At 44.0% G+C, this 25,553-nt stretch carries 20 protein-coding genes and 1 pseudogene; 9 read left to right on the top strand and 12 right to left on the bottom strand.

Features of this window, described 5'->3' with window-relative positions; translation table 11 throughout:
• Window positions 1-20: 20 nt before the first annotated feature.
• From hemB to GJV22_RS11290, 8 genes are all read right to left on the bottom strand, one after another.
• Complete coding sequence (gene hemB, locus GJV22_RS11325; protein WP_163713167.1) at window positions 21-1,013, bottom strand: porphobilinogen synthase; 993 nt, start codon at window positions 1,011-1,013, stop codon at window positions 21-23.
• A 13-nt stretch (window positions 1,014-1,026) separates the two neighbouring features.
• Window positions 1,027-1,767 (bottom strand): uroporphyrinogen-III synthase, encoded by a 741-nt coding sequence (locus GJV22_RS11320; RefSeq protein WP_163713164.1) that lies wholly within the window; start codon window positions 1,765-1,767, stop codon window positions 1,027-1,029.
• Window positions 1,768-1,772: 5 nt separating this feature from the next.
• Window positions 1,773-2,702 (bottom strand): hydroxymethylbilane synthase, encoded by a 930-nt coding sequence (gene hemC / locus GJV22_RS11315; RefSeq protein ID WP_163713161.1) that lies wholly within the window; start codon window positions 2,700-2,702, stop codon window positions 1,773-1,775.
• Window positions 2,692-3,948: a glutamyl-tRNA reductase gene (gene hemA, locus GJV22_RS11310; RefSeq protein WP_163713158.1), complete on the bottom strand. Its 1,257-nt coding sequence runs from the start codon at window positions 3,946-3,948 to the stop codon at window positions 2,692-2,694. The genes hemC and hemA overlap by 11 nt, the downstream gene beginning before the upstream one ends.
• A gap of 48 nt (window positions 3,949-3,996) precedes the next feature.
• Window positions 3,997-4,374: a hypothetical protein gene (locus GJV22_RS11305; RefSeq protein ID WP_163713155.1), complete on the bottom strand. Its 378-nt coding sequence runs from the start codon at window positions 4,372-4,374 to the stop codon at window positions 3,997-3,999.
• A gap of 264 nt (window positions 4,375-4,638) precedes the next feature.
• Window positions 4,639-5,397: a phosphosulfolactate synthase gene (locus GJV22_RS11300; RefSeq protein WP_163713152.1), complete on the bottom strand. Its 759-nt coding sequence runs from the start codon at window positions 5,395-5,397 to the stop codon at window positions 4,639-4,641.
• A 3-nt stretch (window positions 5,398-5,400) separates the two neighbouring features.
• On the bottom strand, window positions 5,401-6,819 hold the full coding sequence (locus tag GJV22_RS11295) for a tetratricopeptide repeat protein (RefSeq protein WP_163713149.1): 1,419 nt from the start codon (window positions 6,817-6,819) through the stop codon (window positions 5,401-5,403).
• Window positions 6,820-6,863: 44 nt separating this feature from the next.
• Entirely contained in the window at window positions 6,864-8,399 is a 1,536-nt protein-coding gene (locus GJV22_RS11290; RefSeq protein ID WP_163713145.1) for a DUF4301 family protein, read from the bottom strand.
• A 223-nt stretch (window positions 8,400-8,622) separates the two neighbouring features.
• On the opposite strand from GJV22_RS11290, the gene GJV22_RS11285 reads away from it, so the two are divergent.
• The 4 genes and pseudogenes from GJV22_RS11285 to GJV22_RS11270 all read left to right on the top strand — a co-directional run bounded on the left by GJV22_RS11285 (window position 8,623) and on the right by GJV22_RS11270 (window position 13,772).
• Window positions 8,623-9,558 carry a TIGR01212 family radical SAM protein gene (locus tag GJV22_RS11285; protein WP_163713142.1) on the top strand — a complete coding sequence of 312 codons (936 nt, stop codon included), beginning with the start codon at window positions 8,623-8,625 and terminating at the stop codon, window positions 9,556-9,558.
• Window positions 9,559-9,805: 247 nt separating this feature from the next.
• Window positions 9,806-10,609 carry a CPBP family intramembrane glutamic endopeptidase gene (locus GJV22_RS11280; protein ID WP_163713140.1) on the top strand — a complete coding sequence of 268 codons (804 nt, stop codon included), beginning with the start codon at window positions 9,806-9,808 and terminating at the stop codon, window positions 10,607-10,609.
• A gap of 268 nt (window positions 10,610-10,877) precedes the next feature.
• A pseudogene (locus GJV22_RS22420) lies at window positions 10,878-11,947 on the top strand (phosphatidylinositol-specific phospholipase C1-like protein).
• Between the two features lie 622 nt (window positions 11,948-12,569).
• A complete protein-coding gene (locus GJV22_RS11270) occupies window positions 12,570-13,772 on the top strand; it encodes an aminotransferase-like domain-containing protein (protein ID WP_163713137.1) in 1,203 nt (400 codons plus the stop codon).
• A 47-nt stretch (window positions 13,773-13,819) separates the two neighbouring features.
• Here GJV22_RS11270 and GJV22_RS11265 read toward each other — a convergent pair whose 3' ends face one another.
• Both GJV22_RS11265 and GJV22_RS11260 read right to left on the bottom strand, forming a co-directional pair.
• Window positions 13,820-16,060 carry a type IA DNA topoisomerase gene (locus tag GJV22_RS11265; protein WP_163713134.1) on the bottom strand — a complete coding sequence of 747 codons (2,241 nt, stop codon included), beginning with the start codon at window positions 16,058-16,060 and terminating at the stop codon, window positions 13,820-13,822.
• A 123-nt stretch (window positions 16,061-16,183) separates the two neighbouring features.
• The gene (locus GJV22_RS11260) at window positions 16,184-17,017 is read right to left on the bottom strand and encodes a CvfB family protein (RefSeq protein WP_163713132.1); all 834 of its coding nucleotides are present in this window, start codon (window positions 17,015-17,017) and stop codon (window positions 16,184-16,186) included.
• Between the two features lie 306 nt (window positions 17,018-17,323).
• Here GJV22_RS11260 and malQ point away from each other — a divergent pair, with 306 nt between their 5' ends.
• A complete protein-coding gene (malQ, locus tag GJV22_RS11255; RefSeq protein ID WP_163713130.1) occupies window positions 17,324-18,823 on the top strand; it encodes a 4-alpha-glucanotransferase in 1,500 nt (499 codons plus the stop codon).
• A gap of 226 nt (window positions 18,824-19,049) precedes the next feature.
• Here malQ and GJV22_RS11250 read toward each other — a convergent pair whose 3' ends face one another.
• On the bottom strand, window positions 19,050-20,204 hold the full coding sequence (locus tag GJV22_RS11250) for an iron-containing alcohol dehydrogenase (RefSeq protein WP_163713128.1): 1,155 nt from the start codon (window positions 20,202-20,204) through the stop codon (window positions 19,050-19,052).
• A gap of 113 nt (window positions 20,205-20,317) precedes the next feature.
• Between GJV22_RS11250 and GJV22_RS11245 the strand changes: the two genes are divergently transcribed.
• The 4 genes from GJV22_RS11245 (at window position 20,318) to GJV22_RS22415 (ending at window position 23,591) form a co-directional block, all read left to right on the top strand.
• Window positions 20,318-20,893, top strand: a complete 576-nt coding sequence (locus tag GJV22_RS11245) for a hypothetical protein (RefSeq protein WP_163713126.1) — start codon at window positions 20,318-20,320, stop codon at window positions 20,891-20,893.
• A gap of 120 nt (window positions 20,894-21,013) precedes the next feature.
• Complete coding sequence (locus GJV22_RS11240) at window positions 21,014-21,721, top strand: GIN domain-containing protein (protein WP_163713124.1); 708 nt, start codon at window positions 21,014-21,016, stop codon at window positions 21,719-21,721.
• 200 nt (window positions 21,722-21,921) lie between these two features.
• Window positions 21,922-22,767, top strand: coding sequence for a tetratricopeptide repeat protein (locus tag GJV22_RS11235; RefSeq protein ID WP_163713122.1), 846 nt, complete (start codon window positions 21,922-21,924; stop codon window positions 22,765-22,767).
• A 152-nt stretch (window positions 22,768-22,919) separates the two neighbouring features.
• Window positions 22,920-23,591 (top strand): DUF2490 domain-containing protein, encoded by a 672-nt coding sequence (locus GJV22_RS22415; protein WP_163713121.1) that lies wholly within the window; start codon window positions 22,920-22,922, stop codon window positions 23,589-23,591.
• Here the strand turns inward: GJV22_RS22415 and GJV22_RS11225 are convergent.
• A complete protein-coding gene (locus GJV22_RS11225; protein WP_163713113.1) occupies window positions 23,565-25,520 on the bottom strand; it encodes a TonB-dependent receptor in 1,956 nt (651 codons plus the stop codon). The two genes, GJV22_RS22415 and GJV22_RS11225, sit on opposite strands and share 27 nt — an antisense overlap.
• Between the last annotated feature and the right edge of the window lie 33 nt (window positions 25,521-25,553).

Here is a 25,553-nt window from a genome sequence, read left to right as displayed (position 1 = left end):
GATTGAAGTTTTTCGAAACCTTACACGCGGTTTCCTTTTTTCAATTCACTTAAAACAAATTCTTTGGCGTGATAGGTAATGATCACTTCTGCACCTGCACGTTTCAGGGAGGTAAGGATTTCCTTAATCAGTCGTTCCTCATCAATCCAACCGTTGGCAGCAGCAGCTTTTACCATTGAGAATTCGCCACTCACATTATAGGCAACAACAGGCATATTAAAGGTCGTTTTTACCCTGTGGATAATGTCCATATAACTTAAAGCCGGTTTCACCATCACCATATCGGCCCCCTCAATAATGTCTTGTTCTACTTCACGCAGTGCTTCATCGCTATTAGCCGGATCCATTTGGTACGTGCTGCGGTTGCCAAATTTTGGAGCGCTCTCTGCAGCATCGCGGAAAGGCCCGTAAAAGCCTGATGCATACTTGGCAGAATAGGCCATGATTGGAGTCGCGTGAAAGCCGTTCTCATCCAACGCTTTGCGGATAGCACCAACGCGGCCGTCCATCATATCGCTTGGAGCAATAATGTCGGCACCAGCTTTGGCCAGTGTTACCGACTGTGCTGCCAGTGTGTGAACCGTACTGTCGTTGTCAACGTCTCCGTCAACGATGGTTCCGCAGTGTCCGTGAGTTGTATATTCGCAATTGCAAACATCAGCAACGATTAAGATATTGGGGATTGCCTCTTTTAATGCGCGGATCGCCTTCGGGACAATAGCGTCGTGATGACAGGCTACATGACCGGTTTCGTCTTTTTCCTCTGGTATACCGAAAAGGAGAATTTTGTCGACGCCTGTCGTTTCAACCAAATCCTGAACTTCTTTTACCAACAGGTCAACAGACAGTTGGAAATTACCTGGCATTGATTTGATGGGATTGCATATATTTTCGCCCGGCAACACAAAGTAAGGCATAATCAGATCGTCGCGATTTACTTCTGTTTCGCGAACCATATTGCGTATAACAGCTGATTTACGAAGTCTCCGTAAGCGTGTAACAGGATAACTCATAATCTTATATTTTTTAATGTTGTAAGAATTCAATTGTTGTTTCAGCCAGTCCAATATAAGTCGCTTCTTTAGCAGTGGCTAAAGGTTCGATTTGTAATTCGCGACAGGCAGCAGTCGTTGTTTTGCCAATGCTGATTATTCGCCAATCGATATTTTTAGGCTGAAGTGCAAGGTATAAATTTTTTATGGCCGAAGGGCTGCTAATTATCATCAGATCGTAGAGATTCTCTTCAATTAATTTTAAACATTCGCGGCTCCAAACCTCAGGGCGCTTTGTTTGATAAACATTGATCCGTTCCACCAAATGCGTTGCACTTAATTTAGTTTGAATGGTGTCCGGAGCCAACTCACCAAGTAGGAGTAGAACCGATTCATTTGGCTTAAAGACTTGTTTGAGTTCCTCCGCAAAATCACTACCTGATCGGCCGGTTCCAATATAATCCGGTTCGATATTGAGTTTGTGTAATTCGAAGGCTGTTCCTTCACCCAAAACAGCAATCTTGTTGAAATCAAGTTTTTTCAATTCCGCAGCGAAGGAGCGAACGCCGTTTTTGCTGGTGAACACTAACCACTGGTAATTTGAAACGTTTTGATCGAGATGATAAGAGCAAGGTTGAATTTCAATTGCAGGCATAGAATATACTGTAGCCCCCGATTGTTCGAGTAGGATTGCAAAATCGTCCGGTTCGGGTTTGGGGTAAGTACAGATGATTATTTTGCCATGAATTTTATTTGCGTCTTGCCTGTCTGCCATTGTTTTTAAACCGCGCGAATCTGATCGAGAATCTCTTTGCCACCTTCTGCAATTATTGATTCCGCCAGTTCAATGGCTTTTTCAGAACCTTGGTCCATCGGGCATGTAACAACCTTGCGAATAACTTGCTTGCCATCAACAGACGCGACGAGACCGGTTAAAGTGAGTTGATCTTTTTCAACTTCAGAATAACAAGCGACAGGTACCTGGCACCCACCTTCGAGTGTGCGAAGCAACCAACGTTCAGCCATGGTTGTGTTCCAGGTGTTTTCATCCGAAATGGCATCAATAATTCGTTGGATGTGTTCGTCATCTTCTCTGATTTCGATAGCGACGGCTCCCTGGCTCACTGCCGGTAGAACGATTTTGGGATCCAAAAATTCGGTGATATACTTGTCATAGCCTAAGCGGATAATTCCGGCACCAGCCATCAACAATGCATCACAGTGATCTTCGTTCATTTTATTCAGACGGGTATCCACATTCCCGCGGATATCAACAATATTCAGGTTGGGATTGTATGCCAACAGCTGCGCTTTGCGGCGAAGGCTGGAAGTTGCAATCCGATCGGTTGGCGTCATTTCATCCAGCTTTCGGCCATCTTTTGAGATAAATACATCCCGAACTTCTCCGCGTGGAAGCATCCCTCCGATACACAATCCTTCTGGCAACTCGGTGGGTAAGTCTTTTAAACTATGAACGGCCAAATCGATTTCGCCATTTAAAAGCGCTGTTTCAATTTCTTTGGTAAATAAACCCTTATCGCCAATCTTCGATAAAGACACATCGAGTATAATGTCGCCTTTGGTTTTGATGATAATAGTTTCTACAATTAAATCGGGAAATGCAGCAGAAATAGCTGCTTTTACTTGTGTTGCTTGCCACAGAGCAAGTTTGCTGCCCCGTGTGCCTATTTTGATCGTATTATTGCTCATTGGTTTGGGAAAAGAGATCGTTGACAACTTTAATAAATTCGGTTTGACGTCCGTTGTCACTGATTGTTTTCAGATTTTTAATCATTGAATTGATTAGTTTCTCTGTAATGTGTTTACCGTATTTCTCCATGTGCTGGATATCTTCTTCCGAATGAAATTTTTTGAAAACCTCCAATTCGTTCGAGTTAACAGTGCTGATGGAAGAAATAATCTGCTGAATGGCAGGAGATAAATTACGACTGTTTAACCAGTCGGAGAACTCGGTAACTTTCTCCGAAATAATATCTTCGGCTACCGATACTAATGCTTGTTTTTTCTCCTGATTGCCTGCTACCACTTCCTCCAGGTCATCCACATTGATCAGCGAAATTCCCGATAATTCGGTCACATCCGGGTGAATATTCCGCGGAACTCCCAAATCAATCATCATAACTTTCGGATGACCGTTCAGGTGTGGTTTTATTGTTGTTGCATTGAAGATTGGTTCTTTTGTTGCAATCGAACTCACAATAATTTCAGCGTCATGGACACCCGCCATCATTTGCGAATAGGGGAGTGCTTGCCCGCTATATCGTCTGGCCAGCTCTTCAGCTTTGGCAGCGGTGCGGTTGGTAACAGTAATATTTTTACAGCCTTTTTTGAACAGGTTTTTAATGACCAGCTCACCGGTTTCTCCAGCTCCTATCAATAGGATGTTTTTATCCTTCAGGTTTCTGAACTGATCGTTACATTTCTCAACAGCGGCATAGCTAACTGAAAAGGCGCCTGTACTCATTTGCGTATTCGAGCGAACAAGTTTTCCTGTTTCGAGTGCTTTGTGGAATAAGCGTGTCAATACTTTACCAACAGTTCCGTTTTCTTCGGCATTTTTGAATGCTTCTTTGATTTGGGAAACAATTTGATATTCGCCCAAAACCATCGACTCAAGGCTTGAAATTACCCGGAACAGGTGGGTTATTGCTTTATCAGCTGCCAAACGATAGAAATGCTTGTTCATCTCGTCACCAACCTCAGCTTGTCTATGCAGGTAGCTGATAATAATATTGAAGGCACCGGAAGAGCAGCATTCATCTGCTTTGAAATAAATTTCTGTTCGGTTACAGGTTGACAAAATAACGATTTCCCGGATATACTTATTCTGGCAAATTAGCTTCGCTAACCTGGCGCTTTCAGTTTTATCGAATGCAAACTTTTCGCGAATATGTACAGGTGCCGATTTGTGGCTTAATCCAATAATTCCAATCATAATGGAGATAATAATTAAACTTCAGGTTGTTTTACTAGCTGGTGGTCATTATGCCAAATCAGGAGGAGATAACCCGAAGTACCTGGTACAGTAATTGGAATGATAATGCGGTCGTAAAGGCGGATATAATTCGTTGCCTCTGATTTCAATCTTATCCGGCAATTCAATTTGATCAGCAATCGACGCCTCTGAATTTAATTCCTCGGCTAATTTATCCGGGAACTTGTATTCAGAATAATGAAAACTGATTGATGTATTGTCGGTAGACGTTGATGTTGCTGTTTCGAGGACAATCGTTTTTACCGGCTCTTTGGACGCTGACAGCTTCTTTAATACTTCGGTGTTTGCACCTAAAGTAAAAACAAGCATTACGCCCATCAAAAGGATGTAAGGTATCATCGATCCGGCTAGTCCTACAAAAAACATCTCTTTCTTTTTAGTTGAAGCAAAGTTAATAATCCCTGTTAAAGTTATGGTACTGACGTAGCTGTAAAATATTGATAGATGTCAATTAAGGTTCAGATAATAATCCTGAATGACCCTATTTCACAACTGACAGAGCAATAAACAATACAGAGAAAGATATGTTCCCCTGAATTCGGTTTTTTTTGGACAGAATGCTTTTTCCCACCGAATTAAAGGTGAAAAAAATCCCCGGTGAACGGGGATCTATTTTTGTTGTTGAAATTACTAAGGAAGAAAACTAAGGAGTGTGTCACCTCTCAACCCACGTCTCAGGGTTTCCAGAGGGATTACTTCATTTTCGGCGATATTGCCAAGGTTGACATTGGGGCCGAGAAGCTTGATAAACCAAACCTGTTGATTTTTCAAGGGGGCTTCCCATAAAATTTTATCCGGATCGACGTGATTACGGATCTCCAATACCAATTCAGAGTTGGCGGACCCGTCATCGTTATAGATGCCCATATTGCCGGCTTCACGAGCTTCTGCGATTACTTTCCATGCTCCCGCGTCCAGTTCTGAAAGCATCCAGCTAACCCATTGGTCGTTGGTTATTTCTTTGCCTTTTAGTTTTGTTCCAACTTCCGATAAAACCACAAAGTCTTTGGCCAGCTCGCTAATGTATTCGCATTTTTTACCGTGTTCGATTGGTAAAACTCCGTCGGATACTTCAGCATGTGCAACACCGGCATCAGCAATGAATTTACGGTATTCGTCGAACATGTCGCGGGCAATAAAAGCCTCGAATAAAGTTCCTCCAAAATAGGGGCGTAAGCCCGCTTGCTGATAGATTTTTATTTTTTCTTTGACCTTTGGAGTCAGTAATCCTGTTCCAAATCCCAATTTTACAATGTCTGTGTATTCAGCAGAAACCTCACAGAAGTTTTCCGCTTCGCGTAGAGATAATCCTTTGTCCATCATCATTGTCACACCCGACTGTCTGGGCTGCGCAGGTCTTTCAGGGACAAACGGCAAATTAAAATTCATTTTCTATAATTTGGTTGATTCGTGTTTTTTAATCAATCTTTTTATGGATTCATTTTGAAGGGCTTCAGGATAATAATCAAACAAAACCCGGTAACTGTTAAAATCGACCTCCAGCGCTTTTTCAAAATAACCGGTCGCTGACAGTTCGTCATCATTTTCCAGCAAATAAGCTGTTAGCCGATAATTGATAGCCGGGTCGTCCGCAATAATTTTAGATGCCTTTTTCAAAATTTCAATCGAGCCGCTTAGCTTTCCGCGATCATACTCCAACTCGGCAAATGAGATCCAGCCATCGGTATTGTCAGGGTCTAAAACAGTTGCTTTTTTAAAGGCAGATTCTGCTTGATCAAATTCATCCAATTCGTGATTGATTTTACCGTACATCAACCAAAAATCCGGATTTTCATCATCCAGTTTCAGCGCTTTTTTCAAAAATACCAATGCTTCAGATAGTTTTCCCTCCATCCACATAATCAATCCGGAACCATACCAGGCGTTCGAATTGTTTTTATTTAGTCGAATTGCTTTCCGGTAATTGACAAGCGCGTCACCGTATTGCTCCAAATTCAAATAACACTCACCTAAATAACAGTGTGCATCATCATTCTCTTTGTCACGTTCCATATACTCTTCGTAACATTCAATCGCCTCTTTATAGCGGTTTCCGTTCGAAAGAGCATTGGCTTTATTGAAATATGCTTGCTCAAAGTCTTCATGCAATGCGATCGAAAAATCGTAAGCATTGACTGCTTCGTCATGTTCTCCGATTCGGTTGTGGGTAATCCCTAAGTTGTACCAAACCGATGCATTGAACGGATCGATATCCAGGTATTTGTTGTAGAATTCAATACTCTTTTTAAAATCCTGAACGCGATCATAGTAATAGCCCAGTTCGTACAATACCAGTTCGTTGTCCGGATTGTTTTCGAACGCTCTTTCCAGGAATGAAATAGCCTTGTCAACTTCGCCCGCCTGACCCAATGTTACTCCAATGTTGTACATCAGATCATCATTGTCGTCGTAGTTTGTTTCCACAGCTAATTCATAAGCGGCAATAGCTTCATCAACCATTCCAAGCAAGATTAAAGCTGAACCTTTCACCAAATAGATATCAGGGTTGGTGTTTTCCACTGATTCTATAAAATTGGTCAGTTCAAGACTTTCCTCAGCTTTTCCGTCGACTAATAAAATTTGAGCTTTTTTAGTTTTTAAAGCGATCGATGAAGGGTGAATTTTAAGACCGCTTTCAACTGCTGTCGTTGCTTTCTTAATCTTACCGTCATCCAAAAAGTAGTCAATAATTCCCTCGTATTCAAATACATCGAAGTATTCGAAACGCTTATCCTTGATCATCTTTTTGAATCGGTGTACAACTTCATCGATATCTTCGTTCTCTAAATAATCCCTTGCGTCCTCATCCATATAAAGAAAATTGCAGGTGCAAATTTACAAATACTTTTGAATTCCTATCCCTCCGGTTGGTGCTCTTTTCTTAAAAGGTCGTTAACAGTCTTAACCGGATTGAAGGTTTGGATCGGAACTTCCACAAAAAGCGTGTTCCAATCAGCCATGGCTCCGTTCCACAGACCGGGCAGTTCCTGAGCTTTTAAATCTTTTCCATTTTGTGATTTCTTAGATATAAAACCGGTTGCCGGGTCTACGAAATTGGACAGATCAAATTTTTCTCCTTTGTAGTTTTTGAAGGCACACACCAAATCAACCGGGTTGAAGTGGGTCGCACCGTCGACCAGCTCCTTTTGTTGCGGGTCCGATAAGTCTATTTGTGAGCTTTCCACCACCTGTAGCGAAACCGAATCATCGCTGTTTTTTGCCCAGAACGGCCCTCCGCCTGGTTCTCCCTCATTACGGACCATACCACAGATCCGGATCGGGCGGTTAAATTTGTTTTTCAGGTAGTGGTAAATTTCTTCTTTTTCAGTATAATATTGGGGAGAAGGTGGTTTAACGTTTAGGACATTTTCCAGGAAGTAGGCTGCCTCGGAAAGAAACTTGCTGTCCAGCGCATAATAATGACGTGTGTCAAAAATTTCCTGGTAGCTGAATATTTTCTTTTGCAGATTCAGCAATAAACCACCCAATGCTTTTTTATATGTTACAGTTTCCGGCTTCATATAGTCGGGAACGACATTGTCGATATTTTTAATAAATACTACATCGGCATCTAAATCATTCAGGTTTGCCAACAATGCACCGTGACCACCGGGACGAAACAGCAGGCTGCCGTCTACGTTTCGGAAAGGCTCGTTTTCAGGTGTCACCGCAATCGTGTCGGTTGATGGTTTTTGTTGGCTGAACGTAATACTATAGTTGGCGTCAAATTCTTTCTCGTATTTCGCCTGTATTTCGGACAGGTGTGCTTCAAATTTAGGTTGATGATCCGGTGATACCGTGAAATGAATAGCAATGTTGCCGTCGCTTTTCTTAGCATACAAGGCTCCTTCAACACAATGTTCTTCGAATGAAGTCCGGTTGTCATCCGGGTAATTGTGAAATTTAAGTAAACCTTTTGGCAGGTTACCGTAATCCAGTCCTTTTTCAGTTAAAACTAAGCTTAAGACGTCCAGAGCAGTGAGCTCTTCGGGAGGCTTACCGGCTACTTTTTCCAGATCGGCATAAAAAGCAAACTTCTTCAGATTATCGAAAAAGTATTGAATGTCTTTGTTGCTTTTTACTTCAGATTCCGGTGCGCCATTTGTCAGTTTTTCCATGGCTTCGTAGAGCGATTTAAACATTCGACTGGCAGCTCCCGATGCAGGTACAAACTTGAGCAAAGAGGTGCCTTCTGCTGTTTTTTCATCGAAATTGCGGATACTCTCGGCAGTGTCATGCTCATTCAGCTGAATGATACCGTCGCCTACGGTAGCCGGTTTAATAACTTGAAGAAATGGAAAACCCGTGATGAAGTTCTCAATCTGTTTCTTGACTGTTAGTGGATTACTGCCTCTCTCCTGAATTTTTGCGCTGTCATTCTCAGTAAACATAGTTTTTTGTTTTTGAGTTAGTATAAAGTTAATCAAATAGAAGCTACAAATCAGGTGCTGCAGGACCCGAGCCACCTGAAAGTTTTCAACATTTGTTGATAAACCGTTTTCGGAATAGTATTGAAATACTACGCATCGGTTCTTTTTTTATGATGCGTCAATTCCTGTTCTGTCCTGAACTTTATTGCTATTTTTGCACGATAAAACACACTAAGAATTAAACATGCAATTTTCCTGGAATCACGATCGGCGATATAACGACTTCCCAAGCTATTTTAAATCGAAATTTAAAGAGCGGGTCCAGAAGGTTTCGGTTGATGCCGGTTTTACCTGTCCGAACCGTGATGGCAATAAAGCTTTGAACGGCTGTTCCTATTGTAACAACAAAACCTTCAAACCGGATTACTGCAGACTCGAAAAAAGTATTACAGATCAATTAAAACATGGAATTGACTTTTTTGCTCGGAAGCATAAATCCATGCAGTTCCTCGCTTATTTCCAGGCTTATTCGAATACATATGCCGATGTTTCGGTACTGAAAGAGCGTTATGATGAGGCGCTGTTGAATCCGAAAGTAATTGGGTTGGTAATCGGAACCCGGCCGGATTGTTTGACAGATGAGGTCCTGGATTATTTGGAAGAATTAGCAAGTAAGCATTACCTGATGGTTGAGTTTGGAGTGGAATCCGTCAAGGATGACACGCTTAAGCGGATTAATCGGGGACATGATTTTGCAGAAGCACAGTGGGCAATTCAAGAAACTGCTCGAAGAGGAATCCATAACTGTGCTCACCTGATTTTAGGTTTACCCGGCGAAAATCGCGGAGACTTTCTCAATCAAGCCCGTGAAATCTCAAAGCTGCCGGTTGAAAATCTGAAATTGCATCAGCTTCAAATTCATAAAGGCACGCGGATGGCTGTTGAATACGCAGAAAAGCCGGAAGACTTTGAGTTGTTTAGTGTTGAAGATTATATCGAATTAGTGGTTGATTACCTGGAGTTGTTGAATCCGCAAATCATTCTTGAACGATTTGTAAGCCAGGCTCCTAAAGATTTGTTGATTGCACCGAAATGGGGGGTGAAAAACTTCGAGTTTGTTGCCAAACTCGAAAAACGGCTGGCTGAACGAAATACATGGCAGGGGAGGTTGTATTGTTAACGGAATCTTTGAGAGCTATCTGCAGCCTTTTCAAACAGCTTGTAGCACACTTTGCAATACCGTCTGTTGATTTTGAGCACTATTAAAAGGATGTTAAGAACTCATTTTTTGTTTTACAATATGAATGCCGGTAGTTATAAAATGTCAACTTTGTATTACCCGCTGTCACCAGTTCTGTAGGGATGGTTTTGATGGTTAGTAAGTGAATCGGGTAAATCAAAGTAATCGAACTAATTAACCAATTGGGATGATCAAAAAACTAAATCCTTGGCTGCTCGTATTAATCGCCGTCGTTCTTCCTTTTAATGCTGTTTTGATGAATTATCTGTTGAAAGCGGGCATGTTTGAGCCCCTTAGTATCGCAACAAATTATTTAATTCAACCGACCTTGGTGGCCAACGCGATCAGCATTGTTGCTTTTGCAGCAATCATTTTTCTTTTCGGAAAGTTAGATTTGGAAGCGGTTTTGGTTTCTAAAGAGAAGGTGATTCCGGCTATTCTGTTTGTTTCTATTCTCTGGGTTTTGTCGCAGCTCATTTCCATTGGACTCTCGTTCTTTCTGAAAGGAGATCTGGCCTTAACGGAGGATTTTAGTGTAACGATTGGGAAATTTACAGGGCAATTTTTCGGGAATGCAGCGTTTGAAGAATTGATTTACAGAGGGGTGTTTTTTGTGCAGTTGTATTTGATTTTAAAAGTGAAAGTGAAGAACCGAACAGCAATCTTTTCGGCCGTATTGTTGTCTCAATTGTTCTTTGCATTGATTCATATCCCGAGCCGGTTGATGATTCACCAGGTCGATAATTTGGTTGCTGAATTATTGAAATTATTTGTTGTCGGCATTATTTTGACTATCGTTTTCATTCGCACGGAAAACCTGTTGTTTTTAATTGGTTCCCATGCGTTGATCAACGCACCGGTGAATATCACAAAGCCTGTTTTTCCAGTCGAACTGATCGTACTCCTGGTAACCATTTTGGCTGCGCTTTTCTGGAATAGACTTGTGGTGAAAAAAGATCCTTCTTTTAAAACAGAACCTGTCGGATTTTAATGCACTGATCGAGGTTTGGATCTCTTGGTTGGGAGAAAATAAATTGTCGATTGGAACTTTTTATCTCCCGGAATAAATGGACTGGCAACAATTTGAGGTCTGCAATTGATCCCTGTATCTATGTTTTTTTCTTTTCAGTTTGAACAGATTGAAATGGGACTTGCCCTGTCATGAGGGGGAGCAAAGTTCAATACATTTGTATTCATAGTGTAACCTATTTCAAATTTATTCAAGATACATTGCGGCTCGATAATTCTAAATCTCAGAAATGAAATGTTCAATGCTTTTGGCTTGTGCCGCTGTTTTGTGCGCAGCCTGTTCTCACAACCCTTCAACTGATAATCTGCCGATTAACCAGTACCAGGTAATTGGATCGCATAATAGTTACAAACGGGCTATTGAGCCGGCATTGATGGACTCGATGATTGCACGCGATCCAAGAGCTACCGGCTTGCAATATGCGCACATTCCGTTGTCCGATCAGTTATGCCTTGGTTTGCGCAATCTCGAAATTGATGTGTATGGCGACAGTGAAGGCGGGCGCTATGCTCACCAGAAAGGTTTGGATTTGGTTCCGGCGGTTCAGCCATATGATCCCGATAGTCTGATGCCGGAACCGGGCTTCAAGGTGTTTCATATGATTGATGTTGACTTTCGAAGTTCGTGCCCGACACTAAAAATAGCCTTGCAACAACTGAGACAATGGTCGGATGCACATCCTCATCATTCTCCGGTCTATATTACGCTGGAAGCAAAGGGGAAGGCTGATCAACTCAAAGATGAAGATGGCTTGACAAGCATGGAGCCTCTGACAACAGGAACTTTCGATTTGCTGGATAGCGCTCTTTTGGCCGGGTTGGGGGAAGACAAACTCATTACGCCCGATATGGTTCGAGGCGATTTTCAACCTTGAATGAAGCTGTAGTGAATGATAATTGGCCAAGGTTGAAAGAGGCTGAAGGACGTTTCCTGTTTATTCTTGACGATGCCGGCTTCAAGCGCGATCTTTACCTGGAGGGACACCCTTCGTTGAAAGGACGGGTGTTGTTTGTAAATGCCGAAGCCGGTACGGCGGAATCGGCTGCGTTGATTTTGAATGAACCGGAAAATCCGAAAATTCCGGAGCTTGTGAAACAAGGCTATTTGATCCGTACACGGGCAGATGCCAATACTGTGGAGGCTCGTGCGAACGATTATCGCCGCTTTGAAAAAGCAGCTGCTTCGGGTGCGCAAATCATAACAACTGACTATTACCAGCGCAGTACGTTTTTCGATTCACCCTATCATATCGCTTTTGCTGATAGTACTTATATGCGGATAAATCCGTTATTCCAATAATTTAACAGCACTTTTTTCTTCCCGTTTTTTTCATAGAATTTGTTCGATAAACGACGCAGGCTCCATATTTAAATGGGAGGCCAGCGTTTTTTTGTTGGTGTGGATTAGTTTAGCCCGGCTCTAAAATTGGCGATAGCCATTCCGGCTTTTTTGATTCTTTTCGGAAAATAGAGAGCTGGAGTACCTACTATTCGGGGCATGGAAAGTGTCGGAAATGTTAACTTAGTTCACCTTCAATTTAAATTTTTCACTCCAAAATCAAAAATATAATGCCGGATGTTTGTCGATCGGGAAATAATGCTTCTTTTGCGAATACAATGATGACAACCAATGTCCATATTACTCTCGTCGTAGCAGTCGCGGTCTCCGTGATTAGATAGGGAAGAGTATGGATCGATAAGATATTGAATTTAAAATTACAAGCCATTCTCTTCGGAGGATGGCTTTTTTTGTTTTCACATGAGTCGAATTTTCACGAATACAATTGTGGCGGTCGTTGCGCTCGTCGTTGTGGAACATTCCACATAGGAATAGGACTGTATTGCTTATGCAAAGCCCTTTCCGGTGTGGTCGCCTGTAAAGGGCTTTTTGTTTTGTCAACTTAAAACTTAAATACAGATTTATGGAAAATCAGTTTCCCGAAGAGAAATTTTCAACACAATACCGGAATATTCCGGTGTCGTTTGTTCGGAGTATTTTAAATGCCATTGGCCAGCAAAAAATGATTTCGTTTGCTGGTGGTTTGCCCAACCCATCATTGTTCCCGGTCGGGGAATTGGCTGAAAGCACCCGGGCGGTGATGGCTGCCCATGGTGGTACCGTTTTGCAATATGCCGGGTCGATGGGCTACTATCCGTTGCGCGAATGGATTGCAAACCGCTACAGCGCGAAATATGGCATGAGCATTACGCCCGAAATGGTGCTGATTACGAATGGTTCGCAGCAGGCAATTGATGTTATTTCGAAGTTGTTCATTAATCCGGGAGATGGGGTGATTTTAGAAAAACCAAGCTACTTGGGAGCAATACAGGCAATGTCGGCCTATTTACCCGATTTCAGGGAGGTTGATTTGGAGGAAGACGGCGCCAATCTTGCTCAGATTGAAGAGCTGTTTCTGGATGAAGATATTAAGCTGATGTATGCGGTGACCAATGCCCAAAACCCGTCCGGGATTAGCTATTCGGCTGAAAAACGTAAGGATTTGGCGATGCTGTTGCGTAAGTACAACCAGTTTTTGCTGGAAGATGATCCGTATAACGAGATCTGTTTTGACGGTGAATTTCCTGCACCGGTAAAGAAGTTCGCACCCGATCATGTGGCATGGACGGGTTCGTTTTCGAAGATGGTGGCTCCCGGTTTGCGCAATGGCTGGGTTGTTCTGCCGCCGGCTTTGGTGCCCCATTTCGATAAAGTGAAGCAGGCAACAGACCTGCATCCAAATAACCTGACACAGTATGTCTTGCATCACTACCTGGTACACAATGATCTTGATGAGCATTTACAGCGAATTCGAACAAAGTATGCCGGGATGGCCGAATGTATGGTCGAAATGTTGAAGCGCTATTTGCCCGATGAAGTTCACATTACCCAACCGACTGGCGGTATGTTCATTTGGTTGACCTTGCCGGAGGGCTTGCGTGCTGACGAACTGATTCATCGAACAATGGAGCGAGGAGTAATATTTGTGCCTGGAAATTCTTTTTATACCAAAGGTCAAGGGAGCAACCATATCCGATTGAATTTCACCAATGCTGAACCGGATGATATTCAGAAGGGTGTGGCGATTATGGCGGAAGAGATGAAGAAGCTGTTGTGTGCCGTGTAGTTTGCAGGGCTGGCATCTTCCTAAAAAGAGCCAGCCCTGCAAATATCTTATGATTCAATCTCAAAGGGTACTCTGAAGCTACAGCCACCTTTGAAGTTGGTGCAGCCGTATGCCGTTTTTCCTTTTATGATTTTACCAACGTTGCATTTCGGGCAGGAGCTGTCGGCCTTGATTTCTGTTTGAAGAACAATCTCACTGCTTGCATTTAGGATCAGTTTACCGTCTATCTTCAGATCATCGAAGGAGAACCCTTTAATCAATGGGGTTTTCCTTTTGGTGGACAATGTTGCCACCTGTTTGTCGGTTAATTTCTTTTCGTGAACGGCAAACGGAATTGTAAAACGGCAGCCGGCTTTCCATCCCGAACAGCCCCATGCCGAGTTCCCTTTCAGCAGTTGACCTTTTCCGCACTTGGGGCAAGTCAAATCGTCGGCGACTTTTTGAGCAGCCTCTTGTTTCTTTAGTTTTGCTTCTTCCTTTGCCTTGGCTTTCAGCGTTTCTTCATCCTCTAAAATGGTGATTTGTCTGCGTGGCGAGCTTTTTACCTGGTTGATCACGTCCGAAACCATGGTCTTCATCTCCTCCATAAACAGGGCAATTTCCAGTTCTCCCGATTCAATCTGTCGCAGTTTGCGTTCCCACTGTCCGGTTAGCTCGGCCGATTTTAGCAAGTCATTTTCAATGCTTCCAATCAATTCGACGCCGGTTGGTGTTGCAACCAGTCGTTTGCGTTCTTTCTGAATGTATCGGCGACGGAACAAGGTTTCAATGATGTTGGCCCGCGTTGACGGGCGCCCAATACCGTTTTCTTTCATCAATTCCCGAAGCTCTTCATCATCCATGTTCTTGCCTGCCGTTTCCATGGCACGCAGAAGAGTTGCTTCGGTGAAATATTGGGGCGGCTGGGTTTGCTTTTCCTGCAGATCGGGCTGGTGCGGTCCGTGCTCCCCGGTGGTGAAAGCGGGGAGTATCCGATCCTCGCTGTTGTCGTCCTTTGCTTCATTCTGAAAAACAACCCGCCATCCCGGTGCTAAAATTTGCTTTCCGGTTGTTTTAAAGTTGTGCTGACCGATTGTTGCTTCAACGTTTGTGTTGGCAACTTTACAATCGGGGTAAAATACGGCGATGAAACGCTTGCAGACTAATTCAAAGACCTTGCGTTCCGCATCACTCAAATCAATTCGGTTCTGTCCGGTTGGAATGATGGCGTGGTGATCGGTAATTTTTTTATTGTCGAAAACCTTCTTCGATTTACGAATCTTTCCACCACCGATAATGGGCTGCGTAAGGCTTTCGTAGCCTTTCATGTTTTTCAGGATCGATGGCACCTTCTTATAAATATCGTCCGACAGGAACGTGGTGTCAACACGGGGGTAGGTGGTCACCTTTTTTTCGTACAGAGACTGAATGGTTCGCAAGGTATCGTCGGCACTCATGCTGAACTTGCGGTTGCATTCAATTTGCAGCGAGGTGAGGTCGAACAGCCGCGGAGGGTGCTCGTTGCTGTTTTTGGTTTCAATGTTTCCAATGTACAGGTCGATGCCCGAAATTTCCGCTAAAACAGTCTGTGCGTCTTCCGGTTTTTGAAAACGGCCGCTGGTTGCTGAGAAAACCGTGTCCCGGTAGGTCGTTTTGACTTCCCAATAAGGAACCGGCTTAAAGTTTTCAATCTCCAACTGCCGTTCAACAATCATGGCCAGCGTTGGTGTTTGAACCCGGCCAATGGAAAGTACCTGTTTGTTTTGTCCGTATTTGAGGGTGTAAGCACGGGTGGCGTTCATGCCAAGCAGCCAGTCACCAATCGCTCGGGCACTTCCGGCTTCGTAGAGCTTGTCAAATTCTTCGCCCTGATGCAGTTTGTCGAAACCTTCGCGGATAGCCTCTTCTGTCAACGACGAAATCCAAAGCCGTTTCACCGGTGCTTTGTTGACCGCTTTGGTGAGCACCCAGCGTTGAATGAGCTCTCCCTCCTGGCCGGCATCACCGCAATTAACGATCTCGTCGGCCTCGCCAATGAGTTTCTCCAATGTGTTGAATTGCTTTTTTACCCCGCCGTCATCAATCACCTTAATGCCAAAGCGGGGAGGAATCATGGGCAAATAGCGCATGTCCCAGTATTTCCATTTGTCGGTATAATCGTGTGGTTCTTTCAGCGTACACAAGTGTCCAAAAGTCCAGCTTACCTGGTAGCCATTCCCTTCAAAATAGCCGTCACGGCGGGTTCGGGCTCCCAAAATCTGAGCTATTTCCTTGGCAACACTCGGTTTTTCAGCAATACAAAGTTTCATTTCTTGAGTTTCGGGTTTCAAGTTCCTGGTATCGGGTTGTCGCAATGTTACCCGATTCGTTCACAGTATTCTCGGTGGAAAATTCAACGTAGTCTCCCTTAGACTTTAGCCTGCGACTGAATGCTATTCCGCCAGGCGAATGCCGTTCTCTTCGATTGTTATCATCCGTTGTTTGTACAAGGCGCCAATCGCTTTTTTAAAGTTCTTTTTACTGATACCAAATATTTTGGAAATCTCTGTAGGGTCGGTTTTGTCGTTGGCCGGTAAAAAGTTTCCCGCTGCTTTCAGTTTATCCAGCACACCTTGCGCGATGCTGTCAATTTTCTCGTAACCGGGCTTTTGCAGCACCAGGTCAATCTTTTCGTCTTCCCGAATTTTTTTGATGTAGCCTTTCATCCGGTCGCCTGTTTTCAGCGGTTGAAAAACCTCATTTTTGAACAGCAAACCCCAGTGACTATTGTCGATGATGGCTTTGTATCCCAGGTCGGTTTTTCCGGCGATAATGAGGTCGACTTCTTCGCCTTCTTCGTAATCAACCGGCAGGTTGTCGATAAATTTATCCAGTTTTGAAGAGCCCACGATACGCTGGCTTTCATCGTCGAGGTAAACAAAGCACAGGTAGCTTCGCCCTTCTTCCATCGGGAATTGTTGTTCGCGGAAAGGCACCAGCAAATCTTTTGGCAAGCCCCAGTCAACGAACGCACCAATCGGAGTGGTCGAAATAACCTTCAGCATGGCAAAATCGCCTACCATGGCGTATGGCTTATCGGTAACTGCAACAAGGCGGTCTTCCGAGTCAAGGTAAATAAATACTTCAATCGTGTCGCCAACCTGACAGGTTTCCGGAACATAGCGCTTCGGCATCAGAATTTCGCCATGCGGTCCGCCATCGAGGTAAACACCAAAATCGACTGTTTTCAATATTTCCAGTTCGTTCATTAAACCTATTGCTGCCATAAATCTGTTTTTGTTTGTGCGCAAAGGTAGTTCTTTCGACCGAATTTGCCAGTTGTGTTTTTTCACCTGTCTGGCATAAGAAGGCTAATTGATGTTTTCAGTGAAATGATGTCGCGGCCAACATTTTTCGGCGAAGTTTAAATATGAAAATGGAATTGAAGTCGGCGTTGATGTTTTTCCGCTGATTTGCTTCAAGCTACGAGAAAAAAATTATTTTTGCTTTTAGCTGAATGTGTGTGATACAGTTAATGACATTCAGCGATGATGGAGAAGGGATTATCGGGACGAAAAATCGGAATTAATCAGATGAAAGAATTAGAACGGAGTAGTGGAGTTTTATTGCATTTGAGCTCGCTGCCGAATCAACATGGTATTGGTACACTCGGAAAAGATGCGTACGAATTTGTCGACTTCCTGGCGGAAACCAAGCAACGTTTTTGGCAGATCTTGCCTATTGGCCCCACCGGCTATGGTAATTCACCCTATCAATCGTATTCGGTGTTTGCCGGAAACTTGTTGTTCATTAGTCTGGACCGCTTGGTTGATGACGGACTGCTTGATGAGGCGCATGTGTTGCAATTGCCCGAAATGTCGGAAAAGACGGTTGAATACGATGTGGTTTCGAAAGAAAAGTCGGCGCTTTTGCGGGAAGCCTTCGGAGCTTTCAAAATTAATTTCGACGACTGGAAAGAAGAATATTACACGTTTCTGGGCGAACATTCCTGGTGGCTGACAGACTATGCCTTGTTTCGCGCCTTAAAGAGCAATGATGAGGATTTGTGTTGGAAAGAGTGGTCGCGGCCGTTGCGTCATCGCGATGAACATGAAATGGATGTGGCTTTGCTGAAGCAAGATGCGGAAGTGAATTACCATCGTTTTGTTCAGTTTATCTTTTTCCGTCAATGGTTTCAGTTGAAGAACTATGCCAACTCCAAAGGCATTCTCATATTCGGCGATTTACCGCTTTACGTCTCGCTCGATAGTTCGGATGTTTGGGGGAATCAGGATATTTTCCTGCTGGACGAGAATTGTGCAATGACCCATGTCGGTGGCGTGCCTCCCGATTACTTCAGCGAAACGGGTCAGTACTGGGGCTGCCCGGTGTTTAACTGGGACCGGCTAGCTGAGCGAAATTACGACTGGTGGGCGGCCCGCATTCATTTTAACCTGCGCATGTTCGACCTGGTTCGCATTGACCACTTCAGGGGATTGGAATCTTTTTGGTCCATTCCGTCAACAGAAGAAAATGCGATTAACGGGGAATGGTGGCCTGCTAAAGGGTTCGAAATGCTGAGCCTTTTGAAGTCGCAATTAGGCTATTTGCCGGTTATTGCCGAGGATCTGGGGATTATTACTCCGGAAGTGGAAGCTTTGCGCGATGCCTTTGAGCTGCCGGGTATGAAAGTGCTTCAGTTTGCTTATGCCGGGAATGAAAAAGATGTGAACTTGCCCCACAACTACGGCACTAATTTCGCGGTTTATACCGGCACACATGATAACGATACAACTTTGGGCTGGCTGAAAACAGCAACCAAAGAAGAACGCAAAAATTTGAAACGCTACTACAGCGCGAGTTGGGGAACCTTGCACCGCAGCCTGATTGAAGCAGCCTGGGCATCGGTCGCCAAGATCGCCATTGTGCCCATGCAGGACCTGCTGGAGCTGGATGGAAAGCACCGCATGAATACCCCCGGAACGGTGATTAATAATTGGGAATGGCGCATGGAATGGCGTATGCTGAAAAAGGCACACAAAGATTTCCTGGTCGATCTCACAGAGAAATATAACCGGGTGGTAGAGCTTTAATTGTTATTTTTGATCTTTTTTAGTTGCACACTTTTCTGGACACTATCCAGTTTTTTTGACCTTGCGAAGACGTGTTCAGCCTTTTAAGAAGGTTTTTGGGCTATATGCATGAAACGTTAGAACCATATTGCCTGTTTTTCGAGCTTTATAGCTTGATTGCAGAAAGCTAAAAAGCGATAAAAACTTTTGTCTTCATCGCTTTAGCTTTATTTTTATTCTATCAGAGTTACAATCTGGATCTCAAAATTTCGCCTACTTCTTCGGGACCAATGTCGGCATGTTCGCCAATTTTGAAGCCACGTTGTTGAAAACGATTAGCTATTTTGGTGATTGTGTCAGAAGGGACACCGTAATCGGGCAGTTTTGTTTTGATGCCCATTTTTTCGAAGAATTCAATGGTTTTCCCGATTGCAGCATCAATTCGCTGATCGTTGTTCCCTTCAGTAATTCCCCAAATGCGTTCGCCGTATTGTAATAGTTTGGCTTTCTTGTTTTTGCGTTTCAGATTCATCATTCCGGGTAAAACAATCGCTAACGTTTGAGCATGATCAATACCGTGGTAAGCGGTTAGCTCGTGCCCGATCATGTGTGTTGCCCAGTCCTGCGGTACGCCAACGGCAATCAAACCGTTTAGGGCCATGGTTGCGCTCCACATAAAATTTGCTGCCGCTTCGTAGTCTTTCCGGTTAGCCAATACTTTAGGACCTTCTTCAACTAACGTTTGCAGAATCCCTTCTGCAAAACGATCCTGCAGAGGCGAATTGACGGGATAGGTGAGGTATTGCTCCATGACGTGGACAAACGCATCGACAACTCCGTTGGAAATCTGTCGATCGGGAAGAGAGAAGATCACTTCGGGATCAAGAACCGAAAATTTAGGCATGACTGCCGGAGAACCGAAAGCCAGTTTCTCCTGCGTTTCAATCCGCGAAACAACTGAGTTTCCATTCATTTCCGATCCTGTTGCAGGAAGCGTCAGGATGGCACCAATTGGCAATGCGTTGGTAACTTCAGCTTGTTTGGCTAAAATATCCCAGGGATCTTCACCCTGAAAACAAACAGCAGCAGCGATGAACTTGCTGCCATCCAAAACCGATCCGCCGCCAACAGAAAGCAGGAAGTCAACTTGCTCTGTTTGACAGATTGCCACAGCTTTCATCAGGGTCTCAAATTTGGGGTTTGGTTCGATGCCGCCAAATTCAATTACATCCAACCCTTTGATCGCTTCTTTTACCTGGTCGTATACACCATTCCTGAAAATACTTCCCCCACCATAGGTAAGCATAATTTTACCTTTGGCGGGCAGTTCACTTGCAATCTCGTTAATCTGTCCTTTTCCAAATAAAATTTTTACCGGATTCTGAAAAATAAAATTGTTCATAGTGATTCTATTATTCGTTCTAATTCTTGTTGAGGCTATCAAAGTTATAAAATGAAACAGAAACTCTCCGTTAATAAGTTTTAAAGGGTTAATTTTACCCCAAAACAACTGCTATGAGTTTTCCCGGAAAAGAAGAATTAATTGACCGTTACCAAAAGTATTCTGATCAAGAATTAATGGAGATTCTGCAAAATCCCAACGACTATCAGAAAAATGCTGTTGAAGCGGCCCGAGAGGTGGCGGAAGATCGGGGATTGGATTTATCGGGAAGTGAGATCAACGCACCGAAGAGTTCTTCTGCACTGTTTCCGGGCTTTTCATCTCCCGATATTGCCCGGAAAGTTATTAAAAGTTTACAGCGTGTGCTTTATTTGGTTGCGCTTGTTCCCCTGGTGACAGCGGCATTAAGTTTTGCCGACGGTTACCCGAATTTGGCGATTGCCTATGGTTTTACTGCGGTTCTTTGGGGGGCATTGTCATTTCTTGCTGTTCGTCGGAAAAGACATCAAATGGTTTGGTTATTGTTTTTGCTGCTCAGTTTTTTGCTGATTTTAAGATACCTGACTAACGGGTTTCCGATTGATTTTCGGTTAGTCGACTGGACTGTCTTCGCGATAGCATTAGGCGTGTTGATTTATGTGCTCTTGTACTTCAAAGTCCTTATTCGTAATTACCTGTCTAAGTCTTAATTCACCTGCCTTTCCATAAGCAGGGGCTATTGTCCTTTTACCTCTAAAAATCGGCCATTCATCGATTGGGTGAATTGTGTGCCCGTGTGACTACTTATCTTTGAATTGTAATTTAAATGTATGAGACATTCTACTTCTATATTGATGCTTTTGTTGCTGTTGAGCTTTAGCGTTTCTTTCACGGCCTGTCATTATTCCCGAGTGGACGATGAAGAAGAAAAAAGCATTCCCGTAACTGAGTTTGACAAAATTTATGTGAAAGGAAATTTTACCATTCTTTTAGAGCAGGGCACCGAGCCCGCCTTGACTATAAGAGGCTTGAAAGAAACTCTGGAGACCACGGAAGTGACCAGTGATACACTTTCAGGTTGGCTGAAATTATCACGCGATAAGTTTAGCTTAAGTAGTCCACAATTGGTGATTCGGTTCCGCGACTTATCCAGACTAAGAATTGAAGGGGCGGCGACTGTAGAAACAGCCGGCTATTTGGATTTGAATGATCTTGATGTTCGTGTTGAAGGTGGTGCCCGGTTGGATTTAAAAATGAAAGCACAAAAGGTCAGTTTGCGCGGAGAAGGAGGAGTGGTGTATGAGTTGGAAGGCGTGTCGCGTAGGCTTGAGTCGAATCTTCAGGGAGCCGCTTATCTGAAGGCTTCAGCCTTTGAAACAGATACTGCCGATATAAACATTGAAGGGGTTGGTGTAGCCACCATACATGTGAATGATTTGCTAAAAGCTCACATGGAGGGAATGGGAAAAATAAGCTATACCGGTGATCCTGAAATCGATCAGAGAATCGACGGATTAGGAAAAATAAGCAGAGAGTAGTCTTTTGATTTACGTTAAATAGTTTTTGCAGGAAGGTTTTGAGTGATCGAAATCTTCCTTTTTTTATTTGTCAAAATGGCTTTCAGTCCATTTTTTAGGGTAGGTTTTTAAATCATTATTGCTATTTTTGGGAATCGCGCTTAAAAATCGTAAAAAATTAAATTACAAAATAATATTAAATGTTTAAAAACGAGGTGTTTATGAAACGTATTTTATTGGGAGTTGTATTCTTGCTGGGAACTGTTACCGGATTTGCGCAAGATGCAGCCGAATTGATTAATCAGGGAAATGATGCATTGACGGCGAAGGAGTATGCCAAAGCTTTTCAATTGTACGACAGTGCAATGAAAAATTTGGGTGACGTGCAGGTTGATGATGCCATTAACTTCAACATTGGATTTGCAGCTTTTCAGGCTGATAAGTACGAAGATGCAGTGAAGTATTTTGATAAAGCAATTGCTGCGGATGCAAACACGGCAGCTGCAAAGGAATACAAAGCCAACGCATTGGCGAAATTGGATAAAACTGATGAAGCAATTGCTGCTTATAAAGATGCAATCACAGTTGCCGAAGATCCGGGTAGTTTGAATTACAATGCCGGGATTGTAGCCTATAAAGGGAAAAAGTATGCTGCTGCTGCCGAATTCTTTGCTGCTGCTGATGCTGCCGGTTACAACAGCGAAAACGCGATTTATTACAAAGCAATGGCGCTGCGCAAACTGGACAAGGATGATGAGTACAAAGCAACTTTGGTTGCCGGTGCTGAAAAATTCCCAAGTAATGATAAAATTACCGGTGCTTTGGCTAACGTATATGTATCAGAGGGAAACGTATCTTACAAAAAAGGTGTGAAAATTCTGAACGCTGCTAACGCGCAAGTTCAGGCCGGAACAATGAAAACAACTGACGAAGCGTATACGAAAGCTGTTGCTGATTCGAAAGTAGAATTCCAGGCTGCTTACGACGTTCTGCAAAAGGCGATTGCTTTAGATGCAACAAATGCGAATGCTAAGAAACTGATCGACGCTTGTAAAACTGTGCTGTAATTAGGCATATGATAACAGAATATTAAGGGTAGGTTTAAAATCTACCCTTTTTTTATTTTTAACTTTGAGCCAATCAACCCTCGGTTGCTGATCGTTAATTCTAAATTCAGTAGTTCGTAGCCGGAACAAACCCTGGAATTACTTAAAAGAAGATGAGAAAATTTCTGTTCTTGTCGGTCATTTTATTCGCGTTCATAAGCCTCAGGGCTCAGAGGGGGCGTGATTTTTACCTCTGGAGCAAAGTTGCGATAGATCTAAAACTTTCTGAGTCGAATCAAATCGTTTTCAGTGAGCGAACGGACTACCGAACGTCTGACTCATTTCGGGAGCTGACTTATATAGATCTGGCCGGATTGCACAGATTAACGAAATGGTACAGGATCGGACTGGCTTTTCGGGTCGCTCAACAGCCTGTCGCCGGCAGAGATATATACGAGTATCGGCCACAGTTGATTAATTCCTTTTCTTGGGGTGAAGGGCTGTTTCGGTTTCGCGGAACATTACGCTTAGAGCAACGATGGTTTTCCATAGGAAAAAATCATCAACGCCTCTACCAAAAATTTTTCGTCGACCTTCCCGCTTTAACTTCAAAATGGATCCAGCCTGCGGTCGGGGACGAGTTATTTTATAAGTTGAACGAAACAGGCTTACATCAAGCTCGTCTGTATGCTGGAAGCCGTGTTTATAGAGATCCTCTCTTTACGGTTAGCCTTTACTATGTTTGGCAAACTTCGAAGGTATTAAGTAATTGGCGGCAACACGACGCACTATCGTTACAGTTGCGTTTTCGACTCAACTCAAAAAAGGTATTTGAGGCTGATTGAGCCCGCAAGGTTGCGCGGTAGACCGGGATAGTAGTAACGCGGAGCCTGGTTGCCAAACGAGCTGGCATTAATCAAGACCATCGAAGCGTAGTGCTCGTCGGTTAAGTTGAGGGCGGATGCTGTAACATTCAGTTCCAGACGATCCCAACGTTTTTTATAATTCAGCGTCAGGTTGAATAACTGGTAAGCATCGGTATAAACCGAGTTGTCGTCACGTAAGGGGACTTGGCCGGAGTATTGGTATTGGAGTAACAGCTGTAAGTTTCGGTAATTAGTGTCCGACACCACATTCAGGCGTGCTTTCGGACTTCCGGTTAAATCGTTGCCGCTGTAATCATTTTCCCCGTCAACAAAACGATCGAAGCTGTAAGGACTGTAATTCCCGCTGAAGCGAACAGCCGATGTTAAAGCCCGATTCAGCCAGTGGTAGTCCAGTGCCAGTTCTACTCCCGGATGTTTTGTTTTCCCCGCATTAACGCCCATATACGCATCTTCAGCGGTACGGCGTGCTACGAGCAGGTTCTGAATTTCCATATAATAGAACGACAGGTCGTAAAAGAATTGGCGACCAGGTGTGCCGCGGCTTCCGATCTCGTAGTTCCAACCGGTTTCGGGTTTGATGTTGGTATTGCGCTGTCCATCGGGCCTCAGGGTTTCCTCGAGGCCGGGAGGTGAAAAACCGTGGCTGATCGTACCGTAGACGGCTGTTTGTCGACTTAAGGAATAGCTGATTGCCAGACGGGGCGAAACAATCGGATCAAAGCTGTGGTCGGCCGATTGGTCATCGTCCAGGAAATAGAAGTCGCGGTAATGGTAGCTGGTTTGATTAAGGTTGACGCCTGTTGAAACCCGCACTTTGTTGGCCGTATAATTCAGTTGCGCGAAAGCATTGAAATAGTTTCTTTTCTCTTTGTTGTCCGAAAGGGGAATACTGTGGATGTTTGTATCGAAAGTGCCCCAGTTGTAATTCTCCCAAAAGCTTTCATTGCCCAGGCTGGCCGTTAGTTGGTTGGTTCTGAAGTACCAGCTTTTCTCTCCAATCAGCCTGAAGCCTTTGTAGCTGTTATCTTCCTGTAAAAAATTAAATGGCCGCAGTTCGTCCGACGTTTTACGCTGGCCAAACAGGCTGATACGGCTGGTGTAGTTGTTTCCCCAATCGGATTGCACCGAGAATCCACCCATTTGCTTCTGGTAGTCTTCGTAGCCCTGCACTTCGGCCCAGTTACTTGCCGCCTGTCGCGGGTTATTTTGGTAAGTATCCCAATCGAGCGAACTGGGAATATAAGCTCTCATGTCGGTTTGAAGCAAGATGAGGTTGAACCGGTGTTTTCCGGCCCGGTAATGACCGATGTAGCCCAGATTCGTCCGGTCGGTGCGGTTATTCTCGCGGTAGCCGTCGGCTTTCAGTACGTCCAGGTACAAACCATGGCTCCACTCGTCGGTGGTTAGCTGAATGTTGGCTCGGTAGTTCTGTTTATTATAGCTTCCAAAGTCTCCGGCAAGCGAAAATCCACTTAGCTGCTGCTGATCGGCCTGTAAAAGCAGCGTCCCACCCAGTCCGGAACCGTAATAGCCTGCTGCCGGTCCTTTAATGATTTCAATATGGTCGATTAACGAGAGGTCCAGATCTTCGAGCGTGGTTTCGCCGGTTCCATTGGTCAGCGGAATGTCTTCAAAATAAGCTCGTACTTTATTGGAGGCATAAGGCGAGCGGCCACCAATGCCGCGAATGATCAGTCGGTTGGTATTCAGACTGCCACTTTGCATGAAAACGCCGGCAACCTGGTTTAACGGGAAATCGATTTGCTGCGCCGGCACCTCGCGCAGTTGTTGTGCCGGAATCAGCGCAATCGCTCCCGGTGTTTCGCGTAGCTTTTGGGCATAACGAAAGGCTTGCACCCTGATTTCGGCAATCGGGATGCCTGGCATTGTAACAAGTGAATCAGTTTGAAGGTGTGTCGT

The organism is Mangrovibacterium lignilyticum (genome assembly GCF_010882175.1).
Lineage (GTDB): Bacteria > Bacteroidota > Bacteroidia > Bacteroidales > Prolixibacteraceae > Mangrovibacterium > Mangrovibacterium lignilyticum.
Note: the sequence above shows the minus strand (reverse complement) of the source record. Positions and strands in the feature narration are given on the sequence as shown.